The 16,835-nt window shown below is 53.2% G+C and carries 16 protein-coding genes; 8 read left to right on the top strand and 8 right to left on the bottom strand.

The features are described 5' to 3' along the window. Nucleotides 1–449: 449 nt before the first annotated feature. Nucleotides 450–1,058: a LuxR C-terminal-related transcriptional regulator gene (locus AADJ11_RS05345; protein WP_341233495.1), complete on the bottom strand. Its 609-nt coding sequence runs from the start codon at nt 1,056–1,058 to the stop codon at nt 450–452. Between the two features lie 528 nt (nt 1,059–1,586). Here AADJ11_RS05345 and AADJ11_RS05340 point away from each other — a divergent pair. Together AADJ11_RS05340 and AADJ11_RS05335 are read left to right on the top strand one after the other, a co-directional pair. Further along, entirely contained in the window at nt 1,587–2,861 is a 1,275-nt protein-coding gene (locus AADJ11_RS05340) for a hypothetical protein (protein ID WP_341233494.1), read from the top strand. Nucleotides 2,862–2,941: 80 nt separating this feature from the next. Then, nucleotides 2,942–4,072 (top strand): hypothetical protein, encoded by a 1,131-nt coding sequence (locus tag AADJ11_RS05335; protein WP_341233493.1) that lies wholly within the window; start codon nt 2,942–2,944, stop codon nt 4,070–4,072. 480 nt (nt 4,073–4,552) lie between these two features. Here the strand turns inward: AADJ11_RS05335 and AADJ11_RS05330 are convergent, their stop codons facing one another. From AADJ11_RS05330 to AADJ11_RS05320, 3 genes are all read right to left on the bottom strand, one after another. Then, nucleotides 4,553–5,362 (bottom strand): CsgG/HfaB family protein, encoded by an 810-nt coding sequence (locus AADJ11_RS05330; RefSeq protein WP_341233671.1) that lies wholly within the window; start codon nt 5,360–5,362, stop codon nt 4,553–4,555. Nucleotides 5,363–5,400: 38 nt separating this feature from the next. Next, nucleotides 5,401–5,769, bottom strand: coding sequence for a hypothetical protein (locus AADJ11_RS05325; protein WP_341233492.1), 369 nt, complete (start codon nt 5,767–5,769; stop codon nt 5,401–5,403). Nucleotides 5,770–6,312: 543 nt separating this feature from the next. After that, the gene (locus AADJ11_RS05320; RefSeq protein WP_341233491.1) at nt 6,313–7,020 is read right to left on the bottom strand and encodes an acyl-homoserine-lactone synthase; all 708 of its coding nucleotides are present in this window, start codon (nt 7,018–7,020) and stop codon (nt 6,313–6,315) included. Between the two features lie 159 nt (nt 7,021–7,179). Between AADJ11_RS05320 and AADJ11_RS05315 the strand changes: the two genes are divergently transcribed. Next, a complete protein-coding gene (locus AADJ11_RS05315) occupies nt 7,180–8,547 on the top strand; it encodes a HAMP domain-containing sensor histidine kinase (RefSeq protein WP_341233490.1) in 1,368 nt (455 codons plus the stop codon). 44 nt (nt 8,548–8,591) lie between these two features. On the opposite strand, the gene AADJ11_RS05310 is transcribed toward AADJ11_RS05315, so the two are convergent. Together AADJ11_RS05310 and AADJ11_RS05305 are read right to left on the bottom strand one after the other, a co-directional pair. After that, nucleotides 8,592–8,912, bottom strand: a complete 321-nt coding sequence (locus AADJ11_RS05310) for an Hpt domain-containing protein (protein WP_341233489.1) — start codon at nt 8,910–8,912, stop codon at nt 8,592–8,594. 19 nt (nt 8,913–8,931) lie between these two features. Further along, nucleotides 8,932–9,897 (bottom strand): response regulator, encoded by a 966-nt coding sequence (locus AADJ11_RS05305; RefSeq protein ID WP_341233488.1) that lies wholly within the window; start codon nt 9,895–9,897, stop codon nt 8,932–8,934. A gap of 257 nt (nt 9,898–10,154) precedes the next feature. Between AADJ11_RS05305 and AADJ11_RS05300 the strand changes: the two genes are divergently transcribed. The 3 genes from AADJ11_RS05300 (at nt 10,155) to AADJ11_RS05290 (ending at nt 12,382) form a co-directional block, all read left to right on the top strand. After that, nucleotides 10,155–10,457: an SH3 domain-containing protein gene (locus tag AADJ11_RS05300; protein WP_341233487.1), complete on the top strand. Its 303-nt coding sequence runs from the start codon at nt 10,155–10,157 to the stop codon at nt 10,455–10,457. A gap of 112 nt (nt 10,458–10,569) precedes the next feature. Then, on the top strand, nt 10,570–10,926 hold the full coding sequence (locus AADJ11_RS05295) for a hypothetical protein (protein ID WP_341233486.1): 357 nt from the start codon (nt 10,570–10,572) through the stop codon (nt 10,924–10,926). 67 nt (nt 10,927–10,993) lie between these two features. Continuing rightward, on the top strand, nt 10,994–12,382 hold the full coding sequence (locus tag AADJ11_RS05290) for a PepSY domain-containing protein (protein ID WP_341233485.1): 1,389 nt from the start codon (nt 10,994–10,996) through the stop codon (nt 12,380–12,382). Between the two features lie 92 nt (nt 12,383–12,474). Here the strand turns inward: AADJ11_RS05290 and AADJ11_RS05285 are convergent, their stop codons facing one another. Next, complete coding sequence (locus tag AADJ11_RS05285; protein WP_341233484.1) at nt 12,475–13,320, bottom strand: SDR family oxidoreductase; 846 nt, start codon at nt 13,318–13,320, stop codon at nt 12,475–12,477. A 92-nt stretch (nt 13,321–13,412) separates the two neighbouring features. Between AADJ11_RS05285 and AADJ11_RS05280 the strand changes: the two genes are divergently transcribed. Beyond that, complete coding sequence (locus tag AADJ11_RS05280; protein WP_341233483.1) at nt 13,413–13,835, top strand: helix-turn-helix domain-containing protein; 423 nt, start codon at nt 13,413–13,415, stop codon at nt 13,833–13,835. A gap of 159 nt (nt 13,836–13,994) precedes the next feature. Here the strand turns inward: AADJ11_RS05280 and AADJ11_RS05275 are convergent, their stop codons facing one another. Then, nucleotides 13,995–16,277 (bottom strand): adenosylcobalamin-dependent ribonucleoside-diphosphate reductase, encoded by a 2,283-nt coding sequence (locus AADJ11_RS05275; RefSeq protein ID WP_341233482.1) that lies wholly within the window; start codon nt 16,275–16,277, stop codon nt 13,995–13,997. 120 nt (nt 16,278–16,397) lie between these two features. Here AADJ11_RS05275 and AADJ11_RS05270 point away from each other — a divergent pair, with 120 nt between their 5' ends. Then, nucleotides 16,398–16,829, top strand: coding sequence for a DUF1489 domain-containing protein (locus tag AADJ11_RS05270; protein ID WP_341233481.1), 432 nt, complete (start codon nt 16,398–16,400; stop codon nt 16,827–16,829). Nucleotides 16,830–16,835: the final 6 nt, after the last annotated feature.

Raw genomic sequence — 16,835 nt, 5'->3', positions numbered from 1 at the left:
TGCCCCCAGAAATTCGGACCGTCTGAAACTGGAGTTTTCGGTTAAACTTCCCTGGCTGGGGGAAGAGTGGAAGCGATGAAAGCATCCAGATTCACGGACGAACAGAAGGCATTTATTGTAATGCACTGTAAACCTACAAGCGACCGGGCGATTGCCCCGAACGAAGCGGACAATGTATCGAGATAACTGGGACAGGCACCATGGCGACCATTGGGTCGAGACCGCCGCCGGATCTGGGTCGACGCGGCGGCTAATTGCGTGAAGCTGATAGCCCAAGGCTGCATGGCGAGGCCACTATGAGCGGCAGGTCCAGAGGTTCGAATCCGCATCGCTGTCCTGAACCGCCAGAGCCATCTTAGCATACCTGTCGCAGAGGCGGTAAGCTAAGCCCGTCTGACGACGGGCTCGCTATGCAACCGATCTGTGAAACAAAGACAAATACGATGATTCTAGTGAATCACACTTGTCTTCTGCAGGCTCGGGTCAATGAAATTGAGCACGGCCGCCCGCCCGGTCAAACCAAGCTTACGGCAGGCGCGAGCTTTGTAGGTTTCAGCAGATTTCGGACTGATGCCAAGCTCGTATCCAATTGCCTTGAGGGTGTACCCCCGACCGTAATATTGTAAGATTTCTCTTTCTCGCTGGCTCAGTTTCGGCGCGCGATTAAGGTTTTTTATACCCGCTACATCAGCGATGATGGTGGCAAGTTCTTTGGCGTCGACCTCGTTGGGGGCAACGTATCGGACAGATTGCGCGTTAATCAAATCTCCCGCGGGTCCGCCATAGAAAAGAACAGAGAATTTATCGCTATTCAAAAGCTTTTCAATATCATGTTCTTTTTCCCTAATAATACGGGGATCCACAACATATAGTTTCTTTTCCACTTTGGGTTGTGGGGAAAGTCGCTTATTGCAGGGCGTTGTATTGATTCTGGTATCCAAAATGGAAACAGCTTGCCTTACGCGTGTTCTAATAAATTCGTTTTCAGTAAATAAAAACACACCCAGTCGAAATTTCTGGAATGTGATCTTTGGAAATTCGTTATAAAAATTAGACATCTTTCGCTACCTCTTAAATTATCGAGATGTTCAATGCCTGTAGGGCGTTCCTATCAAATGTGTGTGCTACTCTTCCAAAATATAAGAAGTAACCGATTAATATGGGGCGTTTGCCGCACCTTATAAAATGTGTCAACAATGTGCCTCATTATGAGCAAGGTTAACGAAATCCACAAGCCCTAACGGTTTTACGACTTACCTCATAAGCTCAAAACCACATAAATCACTGATAATAATGTATTTTTCCGAAAATAAAGCGCCACAAATCTTGTAGGGTTTTTCCTGACTTTATGAATTTTTATCGCTGCTCCATGCTCACTGGTATTCCAAATGAAGCTTTTAAATCCGAATCTAATCACTAATTCCTTTACGCCATCATTACCGATTCCACTGGCACCAAGGCATATATAGTTATTTTCAACTTAGCGGTTCAGAAGCTTTCCTAGCGGAATGATACTTTCCAGGCACGCCTGGAATTTGTCCGAAAAAATTGTCCCGCAACGGGGTCCAATGCAACTGGAGGCCATTATGACTAAGTTCCTTACAACAACAGCGATTGCCACGATTCTCGCAATGCCTGCTGTAGCTGAGCAAACCGATATTTCGCAAACGGTGAAAGCTCTACAATTAGCACTAAACACAATTGATATCAGCGACGATGCTACCAATGTTTCGCAAGCTGGCATCAACGCGGCAAACATTATCTCAATCGACTTTGGGTCGCTCGACGACGTGGAGCAACTTGCTGAAGATCGGATGAAACAGATTTCCAAAAATGACTTTGAAACTGAGGGTACGTTTGGCAACAACGCCCTGCTGAGCAATGTCAGCCAGTCGGGAACCAACGTCCTCAACAGCATCGACCTGACCTCTGACACGGGTACAAGCTACGACCTTAACCAACTGTCCCAGAAAATCGATGACGCAAGTCAAAAAGCAGTCAACGACATCGATATTCGCAATGGCACGAGCCTTGATATCGATCAAGATGCGACCAACGTGATGAACATGGCAGCGATGGACGACATGCTTGAAGATGCTTGGGGCGCAGACCTTCTGCAGACGGTCGATGACAGCTCTCAAAAAGCGAGCAACAAGTTTGACGTCGATTTAGGCGTAGAAAATATTGCGCAGGACGCTGTCAACGTCATGAACCTCGCCGAGGTTGAGGATGATCTGAAAGGCGATTCTTTCCAAATGGTTGAGGACAGCACACAGTCTGCCACCAACAGCGCATTTGATACCGAAATCGGGGCGTCGATTGAAAACCTGATGCAAAGTGCGGTTAACATCGCGAACAGTTTGGATGTCGGCGGAAGCAGCCCAAATGTCGGTGGTTCAGTTTCTGGGGCTTCCATTAAGCAAATTTACAAGGGCTATGGAAGTGATCAACTTGCGAGCAACTTTGTGAAATTCAGCACCGAAGGCGTGACCGGACCGATGCCTGACAGCAACAGTGACTACATTGATCAGTCAGCTTTGAACGCAATCAACTTGGCGACAGTCTCTAACGTTGGCTGGACCATTTCCCAATCTGCGAGACATGTTGACCAGGTAGCGATGAACAATGCACAGGGTATTGGCTCGAGTATCAACGCAGACGTCACCAACTTTGATCAAAGCGCAACCAACGTCGGTAACATTCTTTCGGCAGGTTCTTTGCCTGATATTTCTGGCATGACGGAAGTGTCACAGAACTTCACTGGCTTCCAAATGGCGCAGAACGGTTTGATCGGTGCTGATGATCTAAGTTCAGTAACTCAAGCTGCAACGAACGTCATCAACTCGGTCAGCGGACTGTAAACGAAGCAATTTTGCACACGGAGCGGCAAGGTTCTTGCCGCTCCGAACTAAATTAATTCGGCCAGTCAGGTGACAAGAATATGGTACGCTCCATACGAAAATGCTTATCCGTCTTGGCCTTTTTCAGTATTTCAACATCCGCTAATGCACAGACAGAGTTCGACCCAAAACTTATTGCGAACCAAAGCATGGCCGGTGACCAAACCTCGTTGAATTACCTCAACAACCGGCGGTCATCTATACTGAACGGGAGCCCGGCAGAAGCTATTCCAAATCAGGCTTTCGGGCGAGATGATGTTTCCGAGCTGGCTCCAGTCTCGTTGACAACTCAAGAGCTCGGCCAATCTATTTTGAACGCAGCAAACATTCTTATGGCGACCGGGACCAACGTGGATAGCATTCGGCAATCCATGCAGGGCAACCAGATCGCAACCAATACCGCAGAGAACCATAATTTTGATACCCCGCTCGTGGCGGTTCAAACCGGCGAAAACCTGTCAAACATCGTGATTGCCAATCGCATTGACAACGTCACGCAATCTTTTGGCCCAGGAGCAGCCCAAGAGGTGTTCAATAATCTGCGCAGCGCAGGGGCCGCACTTGGCAGTGTGAACCAAATCGGTAGGAATACAGCAAACGTTGCAACAGCCGAGATCTCGATCGGGTCTGGCGGGCAGTACTTTCCCCGCGATACGTCGCAGCTGATTGAAAACAGAGTGGCTGTTACCGATCCTTTGGGGAACACTTTTGATATCGTTCAATCAGGGGCCAACATCGGCAACGTTCTCGTCGCTGATGAGGTCAAGAATGTGACGAGGGTGTTTAGCGGCACCCAGACCGTCAGAAATATCGTGACCTATCCCCAAGGAAACGTGCCAATTCGCCTAACGCAAACTGGTTTGAACATTGCCAACTTTGTAAGTGCTACCAGAGTTGACGGGCTTTCGCAGGTTTCCGACGGGACCCAAATCGTTGAAAATTCGGGCGATGGTCATTCTTTGGCGGAAATAACTGACCGCGTCACCAACCACAGCTACTCGAGCACAAGCGTCGTAAACCTGTTGGAAGTGAATGAACCGACTTCTTCGGATCATGTCATGATTAAAAATACAAAGATAAGCGCCACTCAGACAGCCAACCAACCGCAACGCGTTCAAAGCAATAACGGAACGCATTCGCAAATTGGTAACTCTACATCAATCATCAGATAACCTGAGATCGATTGATGTAGAATTAATATGCCAATTCAGAACACGATTCCGACCGGCACCATGGCCCCGACAATATCCGGGGTGCTTCGGGCCAGGCCTTTGGCCTTCTCGTCGAATACTCAACCGCGAGCTCTCCATACCTTACCGCACGGTCTTGCAGTTTTTCAGTACAGATAGACGCGCTCTGCGCTCTCACCAATCTAGTGGTGATGCGCCGCATTCTTTGGTCGATTGCCAAAGGCTCTGCCATCCCTAAAGCGCTAAAGAAGGTCAAAACCTCACCGGAATCCGACATGGGAGAGCCAGGAATCACGTCCTCGCAGGTCAGTGCCAAAGACCGGTAACTCACCATCGATTCGAGGAAAATTTTGGGGTCGTAGACGTCGTTTTCGGCAACTGCGACCCCAGTCTCTTGTGCGGTGGCGATGCCTGAAAAACCCGCCAGCAACCCGCATGAAAGCGCGAAACACCGCGTGAGCCTCATCCCGCAACCTCTACATAGTTTTTGGGCAGCAAGCGATCACAGCTTCCATCGTGCTTCAGGGTGGTTGACACAATATTATATGCGGCCTCGGCAAGCATCCATCGAATGCCCGAATGAAGCCCCTCTTGGCTCTTCGATCCAATTTTCACATCAAAAAGCTCACTATCGAAGAACCGGAAAATCGAACCGTAAACTTCGACACCCACAGCTTGCTTGGAATATGCCTCAGCCATGACCAACTCTGTTGATCTGGTGTCAGTGACCCGAATGTCCGCACCAACTGTCAGGGCGAACTTACGGCTGCCGCCGCCGATACCGAACAAAGCGGCTTCGGTGCCCCCGGAATATGTGTTGAAATCAAGCTGGGTCACCGCACCGTCGATCACCAAATCGGACCCAAGCAACGCGCCTCGCTCGAGCGGACGATAAGGAATCCGTTCTCCCTCAATCACCGCGTCTTGGCTGTCGCCAAGTATCTGTTCACGTGCCCGGGCTATTTCAAACTCGGTAACGACTGTATTGACCCGGTTAACCTGTTTCACCCCGGCTTTGGATAGCGCCGTCACCAGCATACCAGCCGAGTCGCGTGGGACGTAGGGGCCGTCCTCGTCTACCGAAAATTTCTGGGTCAAATCGCTGATTGTATGAACCGCAAAAACTGTACGGCTCCGCCTTACTGCAGAAGACCGCGCGAGACACTCGAGCGCTTGATCAGCGGGTGTGTCAATCGTAACTGGTATTGCGCCATTATAAGGGGCTTGGGGTTGAACAAGTTCTGGCGGCAGGCCCTCGCATCCGGAAACCAAAGCTGAGACCAAGATTCCGACCGTGTATTTAATAGTGCTCAATTTTCCGCGCTCCCAATGCTGGTGAGGCGGCTGGCCGCGTCATCCACTGCGGCCGAAGTATCATCCGTGATTGTAGCGCTGGCAGACCCACTCGCTTCTTGAATGGTTTGGTTGCCGTTGTTGTCTTGTCCGGTGTCGATGGTGTTATCACCGTTCCCGTTGATCGTAATCGACAGCAAGTTCCCGGTTTGCCCCCCTGCGGAAGCACCCGTTGCTGTCTGAGAACGTTCAAATATTTTGAAATTCAGACGCGTTTGCTCGCCGCTCAGCAGAATTTGGCGCTCCGACGGTGTCCTGAATTGCCATGACCCCGACTCGGACAGCCCGTTCGCTGACGCGGTGCCGGCAAACAATGTGAAACACATTAGATATCTTAACATATGACCCCAACCCAATAAAGTGATGTCCGAAAAATGCCATAATTCAACGAGAACAATGGAGTGGACTAAAAATTTACGCTTAAAGTTGAAATATGCACAGGTCAGATCACATTAGCAAGAAAATTGAATATTAATAGCTCACTACGTCGATTGGGGGATCGGCGCGCGATGCGTGAGGTAAGATTTTCTGGTGAGGTCTACCAAAACAGCCCCAATTTTATGCCTCTAATGGTACACATTTAGGCCATTTTTTGTCCAACCGCGGCGGGGGGCTTTAGCCAACGGCATCGCGGACCGTAAAAAGCTGCCGGTTTGACGCCCACAGAATACCGGGCGAATTCATCGTAGCGCTTATTTTACAGCAACTCTGGGCATGGTGACCGGTGTAGGGTTTTGGCTAAGTTGCTTTTCGATGAAGCAACTATGGCTTTGAAGCATTTTTTTAGGCTTCAATGCCCTGAACATTTTGCACTATTCGTGCATTGACGAGCGCCGATAAGGCACGCCCCGCTATCTAACCCATAAAAACTAGTGCGCTTGGTTGGCCACATGCATTACAGCGGCCTGCGTGTGGTCACCGCTGATGCTCAGCTTTGGGCCCATGGGTAGCGCGTTAAGGCCCAAGCGGTTCATCCACCGTTGGAAAACGGCAGGCACGATACCGATCACATGGGTTGCACCTTGTTCCGTCGCCGCGCGGGCCATTGCCTTGATCAGTTTGGTCTGAATGAACAGCCGACGCTCGGCAGGTTCGTCTTTGGTCAGGAAAAGCCGCGTTGCCTCCCAGACGTGGGGCATCACCGGTGCGCGCTCGTAAAGAACATGTTCGGGGATGTTGGGAAGCAGCCCAAGCTGCGCGTCGCGAAGCATATATGAATAGCATCCGCAGCGCGCTGTCGTCGGCAACAGCCGAACGCCGGCCAAGACCCGGCCGTATTCGTGAATCACCACGGAACGGCTTTGCGGGGTGTCGTACTGGTCGAACTCCATCCCCTCGGTTTGTGGCAAATCCCAAGATTTCTGATCGATGAACACCGCTTTGCGCGCCCGAAGGTTATCTGCATACAGCTGTCCATAGCGATGCTGATTATTGGCCGATACAACGGTTTCTTCAATTCTGGTGCCTATAGACGACGGCGTTGGCATCGCTTGATGTGCATTTGACCTTTGCCCGGATAAGACCTTAACCTTTACGGATTCAGCCTCATCAATCGTCTTTACCTTATGGAACCCCATATTTTACTGCCTAACGCCTTGGTTACGAGACCGAAAAAAGTTAATAAATCGTATACAGCCATGCTTTTGCCATATTCGCAACAAAATTTCCACCCAAAGTAGTATGGTCGTGCGATTTTTTTTCACCAATGCCCGCTAGGGCCACAGGACGCCCAAAGTATGGTAAACTCTAAAGATCTTATTTCCGTGCCGGGCATGAATAAGACAGAACACCGATCGATAATAAAAAGACTGCGTGATTACGCGATTGTCGGGCAAAAGCTGTTTTGGCAAAGAGCCATCATCTATCTGTCGGCGCTTGCGCTTGCGGGCTTTTATTACGACCCGAAGGTGGCGTTGTTTTTCCTGATCGCGATTGCTGTGTGTGAAACATACGACACCCTTTTGATGCGCCGCGTCCTAGCCGCCAGCGAGGCGCGGACGATGAAGCCGCGAAGGATGTTCTACCATATTTACGCCGGTACAATCCTAAGCGCTGTAACCATTTCGCTGTTCTGCGTATCCATCGCAATTCAGCAGGGCACCGACAGCGGGCATTTTCTCCCCCTATTTCTGCTCATCTCTGCATCAATCTTTGCGACGATGAACAACCACCAGTTCATTCCGGTTCTGGCCTCGCGGCTTGCGATTTATGTGATTGCGATCCTGTATATCGCCATTCGCGACGTTTGGATCGTCCGACCACCGCTCAAATCCGAGATCTGGCTGAACCTCTTTACCGTGTTGTTTGTGCTGGGGTTTGTTCTTGAGCTCGCCCGCACCTTTATCTTAGGCTACTCGGTCCTGCTCAAAAGCCGTCTAGCCCTTCAGATCGAACACAAGAACGCCTTGGCTGCAAGCGAAGCAAAAACACGGTTTCTGGCAACGGTGAGCCATGAGTTGCGCACGCCGTTAACCTCGATCAAAGGGGCGCTTGATCTTATTGACGTTGGATCTGCGGGGGAGGTTCCACCCAAGATGACCCGTCTGTTGGGCATTGCCCGCAGCAATAGCAGCCGCCTTATTGACCTCGTTGGTGACTTGCTCTTGCTGCAATCGTCGGACGCGGGCAAGTTCACGCTAAACTTGGAAATGGTTGATCTGGGCAGCCTCGTGACGGCCAACATCCATAACTTTCAACCCTACGCCAAAACACTGAACGTTGAGGTAGACGTTGATATTCCGGCGGAAAAATTCTTTGTTCTGGGTGACAAAAAACGTCTGGGGCAGGTTGTAACCAACCTGCTTTCCAATGCGGCAAAGTTTTCCGAAACTGGCGGGATCGTGCGCGTGGCACTGACCAGCGAAGATGAAAACCTTGTTCTGTCGGTGGCAGACCAAGGCATCGGCATCCCCGAAGGCAGTGAAACGCAAATCTTTGAAGAGTTCGGGCAAATCGATTCAAGCGACCAACGCAAATTCCAAGGGACTGGGTTGGGGCTGTCGATTTCAAAACGCATCGTCGAGGGCCATGGTGGTACCATCGAATACGATAGCGAACTGGGTATGGGCACGACCTTCAAGGTGACCTTGAAATCAGCCGGCTAAGTATTCTTTGCTTTTAAGAGAAGATGGCAACCGGCCGCGTGCTGTCATCTAGGGTCATCCATCAATCTGATAAGCTCGGCCACCTCGGCCTTTAAAGTGCTATCGTGAATCGTGTGATCTTTTGTCGATTGAAGGATCATCCGCTCGGTGCGCGCCGCCTGCCCGCCCAGCTCCTTAAAGCCAAGGGTCGCAGCGGAGCCTGACACCTTGTGTGCAATCCACGAGATGTCATCAATCGCGCTATCATCTGTGTCTTCGGTAAGAAATCTGGAAAACGCGTCGTCCAGAGATTGTTTCCGCCCCGATAATTCGGTCAAAAACCTTCCGCGCACTTTTTCCATGCCAGCAAGAAAATCGCCATTCATTGGGCACCTATAATTGTTGCTAGTGCCCGGGCTTAACGGGCGGATTAATCTCGATCAGAGCATCTGATGGCGAAAGCGTTTTTTGCTCTGCATCGCCGACTGCCTCAAGCAGGGCGTTGACCGAACTGCGCGACGACCGCCAATCCAATTGGATCGGGTCGCTTACAGCAATATGGACAACCATGGGGCGGCCGTTGGAATAATAAAGGTCCATCTCTCGCAGCTTTTGCACAACCGCGATTTCAAATTCACTGGCATCGAACCGGCGGCCCGCGTCCGTGATACCGGCAAAATCACCACCCCCGATATGCGCTAGGAAAAAACGGTGGGGTTTCAAACATTCGGACAAGGCCTCGGCCACATCGGTGATGGCCGAGTGGAATTCATAACTGTTCAACCCGTGAAACAGGTGTTTTGAATCCTTAATCGCAACGCCGAACGCACAATTTCCGAAAAGCGACAACCGCGACAGTTGAAGCAAATAATTCTCAAGCGACAGATAATCGATGACCCCGTCAACATTATTGATGTGCAAACGCGCGCTTGTATCTGCCGGCGCATGCGCAACATCAGTGCCATCCGCGCTAGCGCCCTTGGCTTTCTTCCGTTCGGCCACCAGTTCGGAAACCAGCTGCAAGCGTGCATGCATCTCGGCCGCGTCAATTGGCTTGTTCACATAATCGGTGGCACCTGCGGCGAACGCATTATCGACATATACGCGTTCAGCCAGTGACGTGACCATCAGTATCGGTGTGCGCGCGTATTCCGGCATTTTCCGGATGTGCGAAACCAAAGTGATCCCGGTCATACCGGGCATCTCAATATCCAGCAGGAAACACTCGAAAGGGTCTTTTGCGGCCTGCAAAATATTCAGGGCTTCCTTTCCTGACGCGGCGAATGTGACATCCTGAAATCCGATAACCTTCAAAATCTCGGATAGAAGTCCGCGGATGACCTCATCGTCGTCAACAGCAAGTATTTTCATTTCGCATCCTTTAACATGACGCCGACCGATGGCGGCGTCTTGTACGATCTATATCACGTTTGGGGCTATAGGTGGAATGCGGCAGAAATATTGCGTCGGCGACCAACTGCCGCCCAATTCAACTTTTTTTCCGATTATGCCGCTTCGGTAACCTAGCTGATCCATCTGATGCAGAAATTTCCAACCGGGCTATGGCCGCTTCATTTCCGGCGCTGTAGGACTGTGAAGAATACCCAAAACACGATCAGGAGGACGCGATGCAAATATCCAGCTTAAAGGCGCTCGCGGCAATTGCCATCGGGGCCGTGCTCATGGGTGCCCCTGCTACCGCGCAAAACCTTGGACGCTACGAGGTTTTCGGCGTCGAAGACGGTGATATGCTGAAAATGCGCAAGGGACCCGGCACAGGATATCGCACCGTTCTCGGTCTTCCCAACGGCACCGTCCTGCGGGTCAAAAGCTGCCAGCAAACCGGCAGCACCCGCTGGTGCAAAGTCGCGCTAAACGAGGCGCGCGGAATGGTGGGCTATGTATCTTGGGCTTATCTGCGCGAATACTGACCAAGCCAGATATCACAGCGACCTCTTGAAAAATGTCGACGTCCGCCCCCTGCGGCGATCTAAACCCTCGCCTATTTTATCTGCGCTGATTATAGCGGGGGCGATGTTCAAAATGACGCCGCCATTTCGCAACCTGCTAACCACCTTCGCGCTTGTTTTCGCGATGGTGTTTTCCGGCTTGGCGCATACGGGGATGGCCCGTGCGATGTCCCCAGATCTAGCTGCCTATGTCGCGGCGGGCGGATCGCTTGAGGATCTGTGCAGTTCCGCGAGCGGTAAGAACGGCACCCAAGCGAAAAAATGCGAGGTGTGCCGACTGCTGGGGGCCGCGTTAGAACCGCGCTCCTGTGTTGCTGCGGCATTGGTCGTCACCGAAAAAACGCGCGTGCTCACTTTTGTCGCCAAGCGTTTGCACCACCGGCACCCTCTTGACCCGACACGCCTGACCCGCGCCCCACCCCAAGCCTGATCTCATCAACCCAGAGTTCAATTTCCACCCGCCAAAGACGCGGGTTTTCCAGGCTTGGAGCCAATACATGACATCAACCGATATCCCTGTGCAGCCAGAGGGCCGCACCAATAAACTCTATTTCGCAGCATGGCGCTGGCATTTTTATGCTGGCCTTTTCGTGCTGCCCTTTCTTGCAATTCTCGCAATCACGGGCGCATCCATGCTTTGGATCGCGTGGATTGACGGGCGCGATGGCGAACGCACCCCCGTCATCCCGCAAGAAATCATATTGCCCGTTTCCGATCAGGCCAACGCCGCGCTCGCGGCTATTCCGGACGGCGTATTAAAGCAATATGTGGCCCCCCGCACAGCCGATGTTGCAGCGCTGTTTCGCGTAGATCACGATGGCGACGCGATCATGGTTGCTGTTGATCCCTATTCAGCCCAAGTGATCGAAACATTCCCGCGCCGCAGCGGATGGTATGATTTCGTTGACAACATTCACAGCGATCTGATGCTTGGCGTCACCGGTGATCGGCTGCTTGAAACCGCCGCCTCGCTTGCCTTAGTCCTGATCGCGACCGGGCTTTATATGTGGTGGCCCCGCGAGGCCGGATGGCGCAAGGCGTTCATCCCCAGCTTTGGCCGTGGACGTGCCATGTGGAAATCCTTGCACGGTGTCGTTGGCATCTGGCTTTCTATCTTTCTGGTCTTCTTCCTGATCTCTGGCTTGTCTTGGGCCGGGATATGGGGTGGCAAGATGGTTCAAGCCTGGAGCCAGTTTCCCGCAGCGAAATGGGACGCGGTTCCACTGTCAGATGACATCCACGCCAGCATGAACCATGACCGCCGCGAGGTCCCTTGGGCGCTTGAGCAAACCCCAATGCCCGCGTCTGGAAGTGATGCCGGTATTGAGGGCGTCGTTGACGGACCGATCACAATCGATACCGTCGATCTATTGGCCCGCGAGATTGGGTTTGACGCGCGGTATCAGTTGAACGTGCCACAATCGGCAACAGGTGTCTGGACGCTAAGCCGCGATTCAATGAACACCGACAGCACCGACCCGATGTCGGACCGTACCGTTCACATCGACCAATACACCGGTAAAATTCTGGCAGATGTGCGATACGCGGACTACTCGCTTGCCGGCAAGGCAATGGCCGTGGGCATCGCCCTCCACATGGGCACCATGGGCTTGTGGAGCGTGCTTGCAAACACCCTCGTTTGCCTCGCGGTCTTGTTCCTATGCGCCAGTTCCGTCGTGCTGTGGTGGAAACGCCGACCTGCGAATGCGGGCCGCCTGTCTGCACCGCCAATGCCGAAAGAGCTGCCCTTGTGGCAGGGTGCCGTGCTGGTGGGTTTGTTCGTCTCGATGGCCTTTCCAATGGCGGGTCTCGCGCTGATCACTGTGCTGGCCTTTGACGCGTTGATCCTGTCGCGCCTGCCAAAACTGCGCCACAGCTTGACCTAGAAACCAATGTGCAGCGCCTTGATTAAGGCGCTGCACATGTTGATGCGAATTCATTTTCGGGACCTATGCCCCGAAAACCTGTGCCCTTTCGCTTACTTCAGCGCGGCGGCAACGCTGTCTGCCAATGGTGTCGTTGGCCGCCCGATCAGATCGGACAGCTCCGTTCCCTCGTGGAAAAGAACACCCTTACTGATCTCGACTTCACCCTCGGCAAGCATTGTCGCTAATCCCTCAGGCAAACCAAACGAGGCCAGAACCTTGGCAAACTCGGCTGGTGGCATGTTGGAATAAGGGATGGTTTTCCCCGTCTGGCGGCTAAGTTCAGCGGCCAAATCGGTTAGGGTAAACGCCGTGTCCCCGGCCAGTTCCAAGGTCTTGTTCTCAAAACCGGACCCGGCCAGAACCGCCGCTGCCGCGGCCGCATAATCGGCACGTGTCGCCGCTGAAATCCGCCCCTCACCGGCAGAGCCCATCACCGCCCCGGCTTGCAACGCGCCAGGCAAGGATGCGGTGTAGTTCTCGGTATACCAACCATTGCGCAAAATCGTATAGGCGATCCCGGAGTCTTTGATCAGCGCCTCGGTCTCGCGATGTTCATGCGCCAAGCCAAGCGTCGATGTGTCGGCATTCAGAATGCTGGTATAGACGATATGCTTAACGCCATTGTCCTGCGCAGCCTTAATGACAGCGGCGTGTTGCGGCGTCCGCTTGCCAATCTCGCTGCCCGAAATCAGCAGAACCGTGTCGATGTCGGTCAGGGCCGCGCGGAGGGTTTCAGGCTGATCATAATCGGCGACCCGGACAGCGACGCCCAGATCGGCAGCTTTTTCCGGCGACCGCGCCAGCGCGACGATCTTGCCTGCGCCAACTGCTGGAATAAGGTGCTGAATAACGAGGCGGCCAAGCTGGCCCGTTGCGCCGGTGATTGCGATGGTCATTATGCGTTTCCTTTAATTCTGTTGTTACGGCATCAGACTTATGCGACATACTAACGAATAGTTAGTACGCACAAAAAGGTAAGCTTAGAAAAATGTCATATACCCCAACCAAAGCGCCCGGAATTCCCTTGTCTGATTACCTGCGCCGCGGCGATCTAATGGCGCAGGCCTGCCCCTCTCGTGAGGTGCTGAAACATGTGACCAGTAAGTGGGGTGTACTTGTGTTGATGGCGCTTCGCATCGAAACCCTGCGGTTTAGCGCGCTACGCCGCAAGGTCGGCGGCGTGAGCGAACGGATGCTGGCACAGACACTACAGAACCTCGAAAACGACGGTTTTTTGAACCGGGTCTCTTACGATGTCGTACCGCCGCACGTCGAATATAGCCTGACCCCTTTGGGCCAAGAGGCGGCTGAAAAAGTCGGCGTTCTGGCCGATTGGATCGAAGTCAGCATGCCACGGATCGCTCAAGCATGGGGCGAACGCGAACACCCAGAAACGCTGCGGAAAGTTTAAATTATTTTGATACTGTGGTTCGGAAAGTTAAAATTTTGGCCGACGTATCCCATTCGGCCAAAACTGTCTTAATCACACTCACGGTTTATAGGGCGTGCAGGTCGGAGCGGTAGTTTCGGAAAAACTAGGCCCTTCCCTGCATAGCCACCCCCTACAGCACTAGCCGCACTTGCTATGGCCGCAACTGCCACATGTCATACAGCCTTCGACCATGCGCAAATCGTACTGACCACAGCTGCTGCATGCTTTGCCCCTAGGTGGGGCTAGGCCCACAACTTGGGCGCTTGGGTCAGATTTCAGCCCCTGCCCTTCGCCTGCAATAAAGCCGGTGGCGATCAGGTGTTGTTCGATCACGCCACCAATCGCGGCCAACATTGACGGGATGTATTTGCCGCCCATCCATGCGCCGCCGCGCGGGTCGAACACCGCTTTCAGCTCTTCTACGACAAAGGACACATCGCCGCCGCGACGGAACACGGCTGAGATCATGCGCGTCAACGCAACGGTCCATGCAAAATGCTCCATATTTTTGGAGTTTATAAAGACCTCGAACGGGCGACGATGGCCACCGATCACCACATCATTAACCGTGATGTAAAGCGCATGCTCGCTATCGGGCCATTTGATTTTATAGGTCGCGCCTTCCAATTCCTCCGGGCGGTCCAGCGGTTCGGACATATACACAACCTCGCCACCGTTCTGGGGCGTGGCTTGGGCTGCGGTTTCGCCGGGCGCGCTGTCGGTGCTTTCCGAAACCGAAAGAACCGACCCTGTCACATCATTGGGGCGGTAGGTCGTGCAGCCTTTGCACCCTTGATCCCACGCCGCCATGTACACGTCTTTGAACGCGTCAAAGCTGATGTCTTCGGGGCAGTTGATTGTCTTGGAAATACTGCTGTCGACCCATTTTTGCGCGGCGGCCTGCATTTTGACATGGTCCAGCGGCGCAAGCGTCTGCGCGTTCACAAAGTAATCCGGCAATTCGGCATCGCCCTTCAAATCACGCCACATCTGAACGGCATAATCGACAACTTCTTCTTCGGTGCGGCTTCCATCTTTTTGCAGCACTTTGCGCGTGTAGGCATAGGCGAACACCGGCTCGATCCCCGAGCTCACGTTGCCTGCATAAAGGCTGATCGTACCCGTGGGCGCGATGGAGGTCAGCAATGCGTTGCGAATGCCGTTTTCATTAATGGCACTGCGTACATCCTCATCCATCTGCTGCATGGTGCCAGAGGCCAGATAAGCATCCGCGTCAAACAGTGGGAACGCACCTTTTTCCTTTGCCAGATCGACCGACGCCAGATATGCGGCGCGCGCGATCACCTTCAGCCATGCTTCGGTTTGGGCTGCTGCCTCGTCCGAGCCATAGCGCAACCCGACCATCAACAACGCGTCTGCCAGCCCGGTGACGCCAAGCCCGATGCGCCGCTTGGCTTTGGCCTCGGCCTCTTGGGCGTCCAGCGGGAATTTCGACACGTCCACCACGTTGTCCATCATGCGCACAGCCGTCGCGACCAGCTTGTCCAAGGCATCGACATCCAGATGTGCCGCGTCACTAAACGGGTCCGCAACCATGCGCGCCATGTTGATCGACCCCAGCAGACACGCCCCATAAGGCGGCAAAGGCTGCTCGCCACAGGGGTTGGTAGCCGCAATGGTTTCGCAATAGCTCAGGTTGTTGGCACTATTGATCCGGTCGATGAAAATCACGCCTGGTTCTGCGAACTCGTAGGTCGCTTTCATGATTCGGTTCCACAGATCACGCGCCTGCACGGTCCGATACACCTTGCCATCGAACACCAGGTCCCAAGGTGCGTCCGCCTTGACCGCATCCATGAACGGGTCGGTGATCAGAACCGACATGTTGAACATACGCAACCGCGCCGGGTCGGACTTGGCCGCGATAAATTTCTCAACATCAGGGTGGTCACAGCGCATGGTTGCCATCATCGCACCGCGGCGCGAACCGGCTGACATGATGGTGCGGCACATTGCGTCCCACACATCCATAAAGGACAACGGTCCGGACGCATCAGCAGACACGCCCAAAACATCCGCCCCCGCAGGCCGGATGCTCGAGAAATCATAGCCGATTCCGCCGCCCTGCTGCATGGTCAACGCGGCCTCTTTCAACATGTCGAAAATGCCGCCCATGCTGTCGGGTACAGTGCCCATGACAAAACAGTTAAACAGCGTCACACGGCGTGCAGTACCCGCACCTGCGGTGATGCGCCCTGCCGGAAGGAATTTGAAATCCTCCAAGGCTTCAAAAAACGTATCTTCCCAAACCTCTGGCTGCTTTTCGACCTGCGCCAGATCACGCGCAATCCGCCGCCATGTGTCTTCGACAGTCACATCTTTTGGCGTGCCATCGGCGTCTTTGAACCGGTATTTCATATCCCAGATTTGTTCGGCGATGGGGGTGGCGAATCGTGACATACTCGGTTCCTTGGTGCATTTCGGGATGGTTTCCGTCATACCTCAAATCGCCCCCAAAGCACAACAGCTTGAAGGTGATGACAGACAAGCTACATTATGTGCGCAAGGCGGAGAGATTCTTTGGATAAATACGTAAATATCTTAAAATTATCGGTAGGTACGGAAAATACCGATGATCTGGCCGCTTGGCAAAAGACAAAGCGCGCGCAAGCCCCGGACGGCCTGCCCCGCCACGTTACCCGCATGTGGCCCAAACGCGAGACGGAATTAACCAATGGCGGATCGGTTTTCTGGGTGATCAAGGGCGTCATCCAATGTCGGCAAAAGATCATCCGGTTGGACGAATATATCGGCCAAGACGGCATTCGCAGATGTGCAATCGTTATGGATCCAACGATTATTCGCGTGCAAAGCAGCGTGAAACGCCCCTTCCAAGGCTGGCGCTACCTCAGCCCGGACGACGCGCCCGCTGATCTACCAAAAGGCCGCGAGGAAGAAGAAGCACTTCCCACCGAGCTAAACCGCGCCTTGGCGGAAATCGGTGTGCTCTAAACTTCA

It is taken from the genome of uncultured Sulfitobacter sp., from assembly GCF_964021855.1.
Lineage (GTDB): Bacteria > Pseudomonadota > Alphaproteobacteria > Rhodobacterales > Rhodobacteraceae > Sulfitobacter.
The sequence above is the reverse complement of the archived record's forward strand: the minus strand, read 5'-3'. Positions and strand labels throughout refer to the sequence as shown.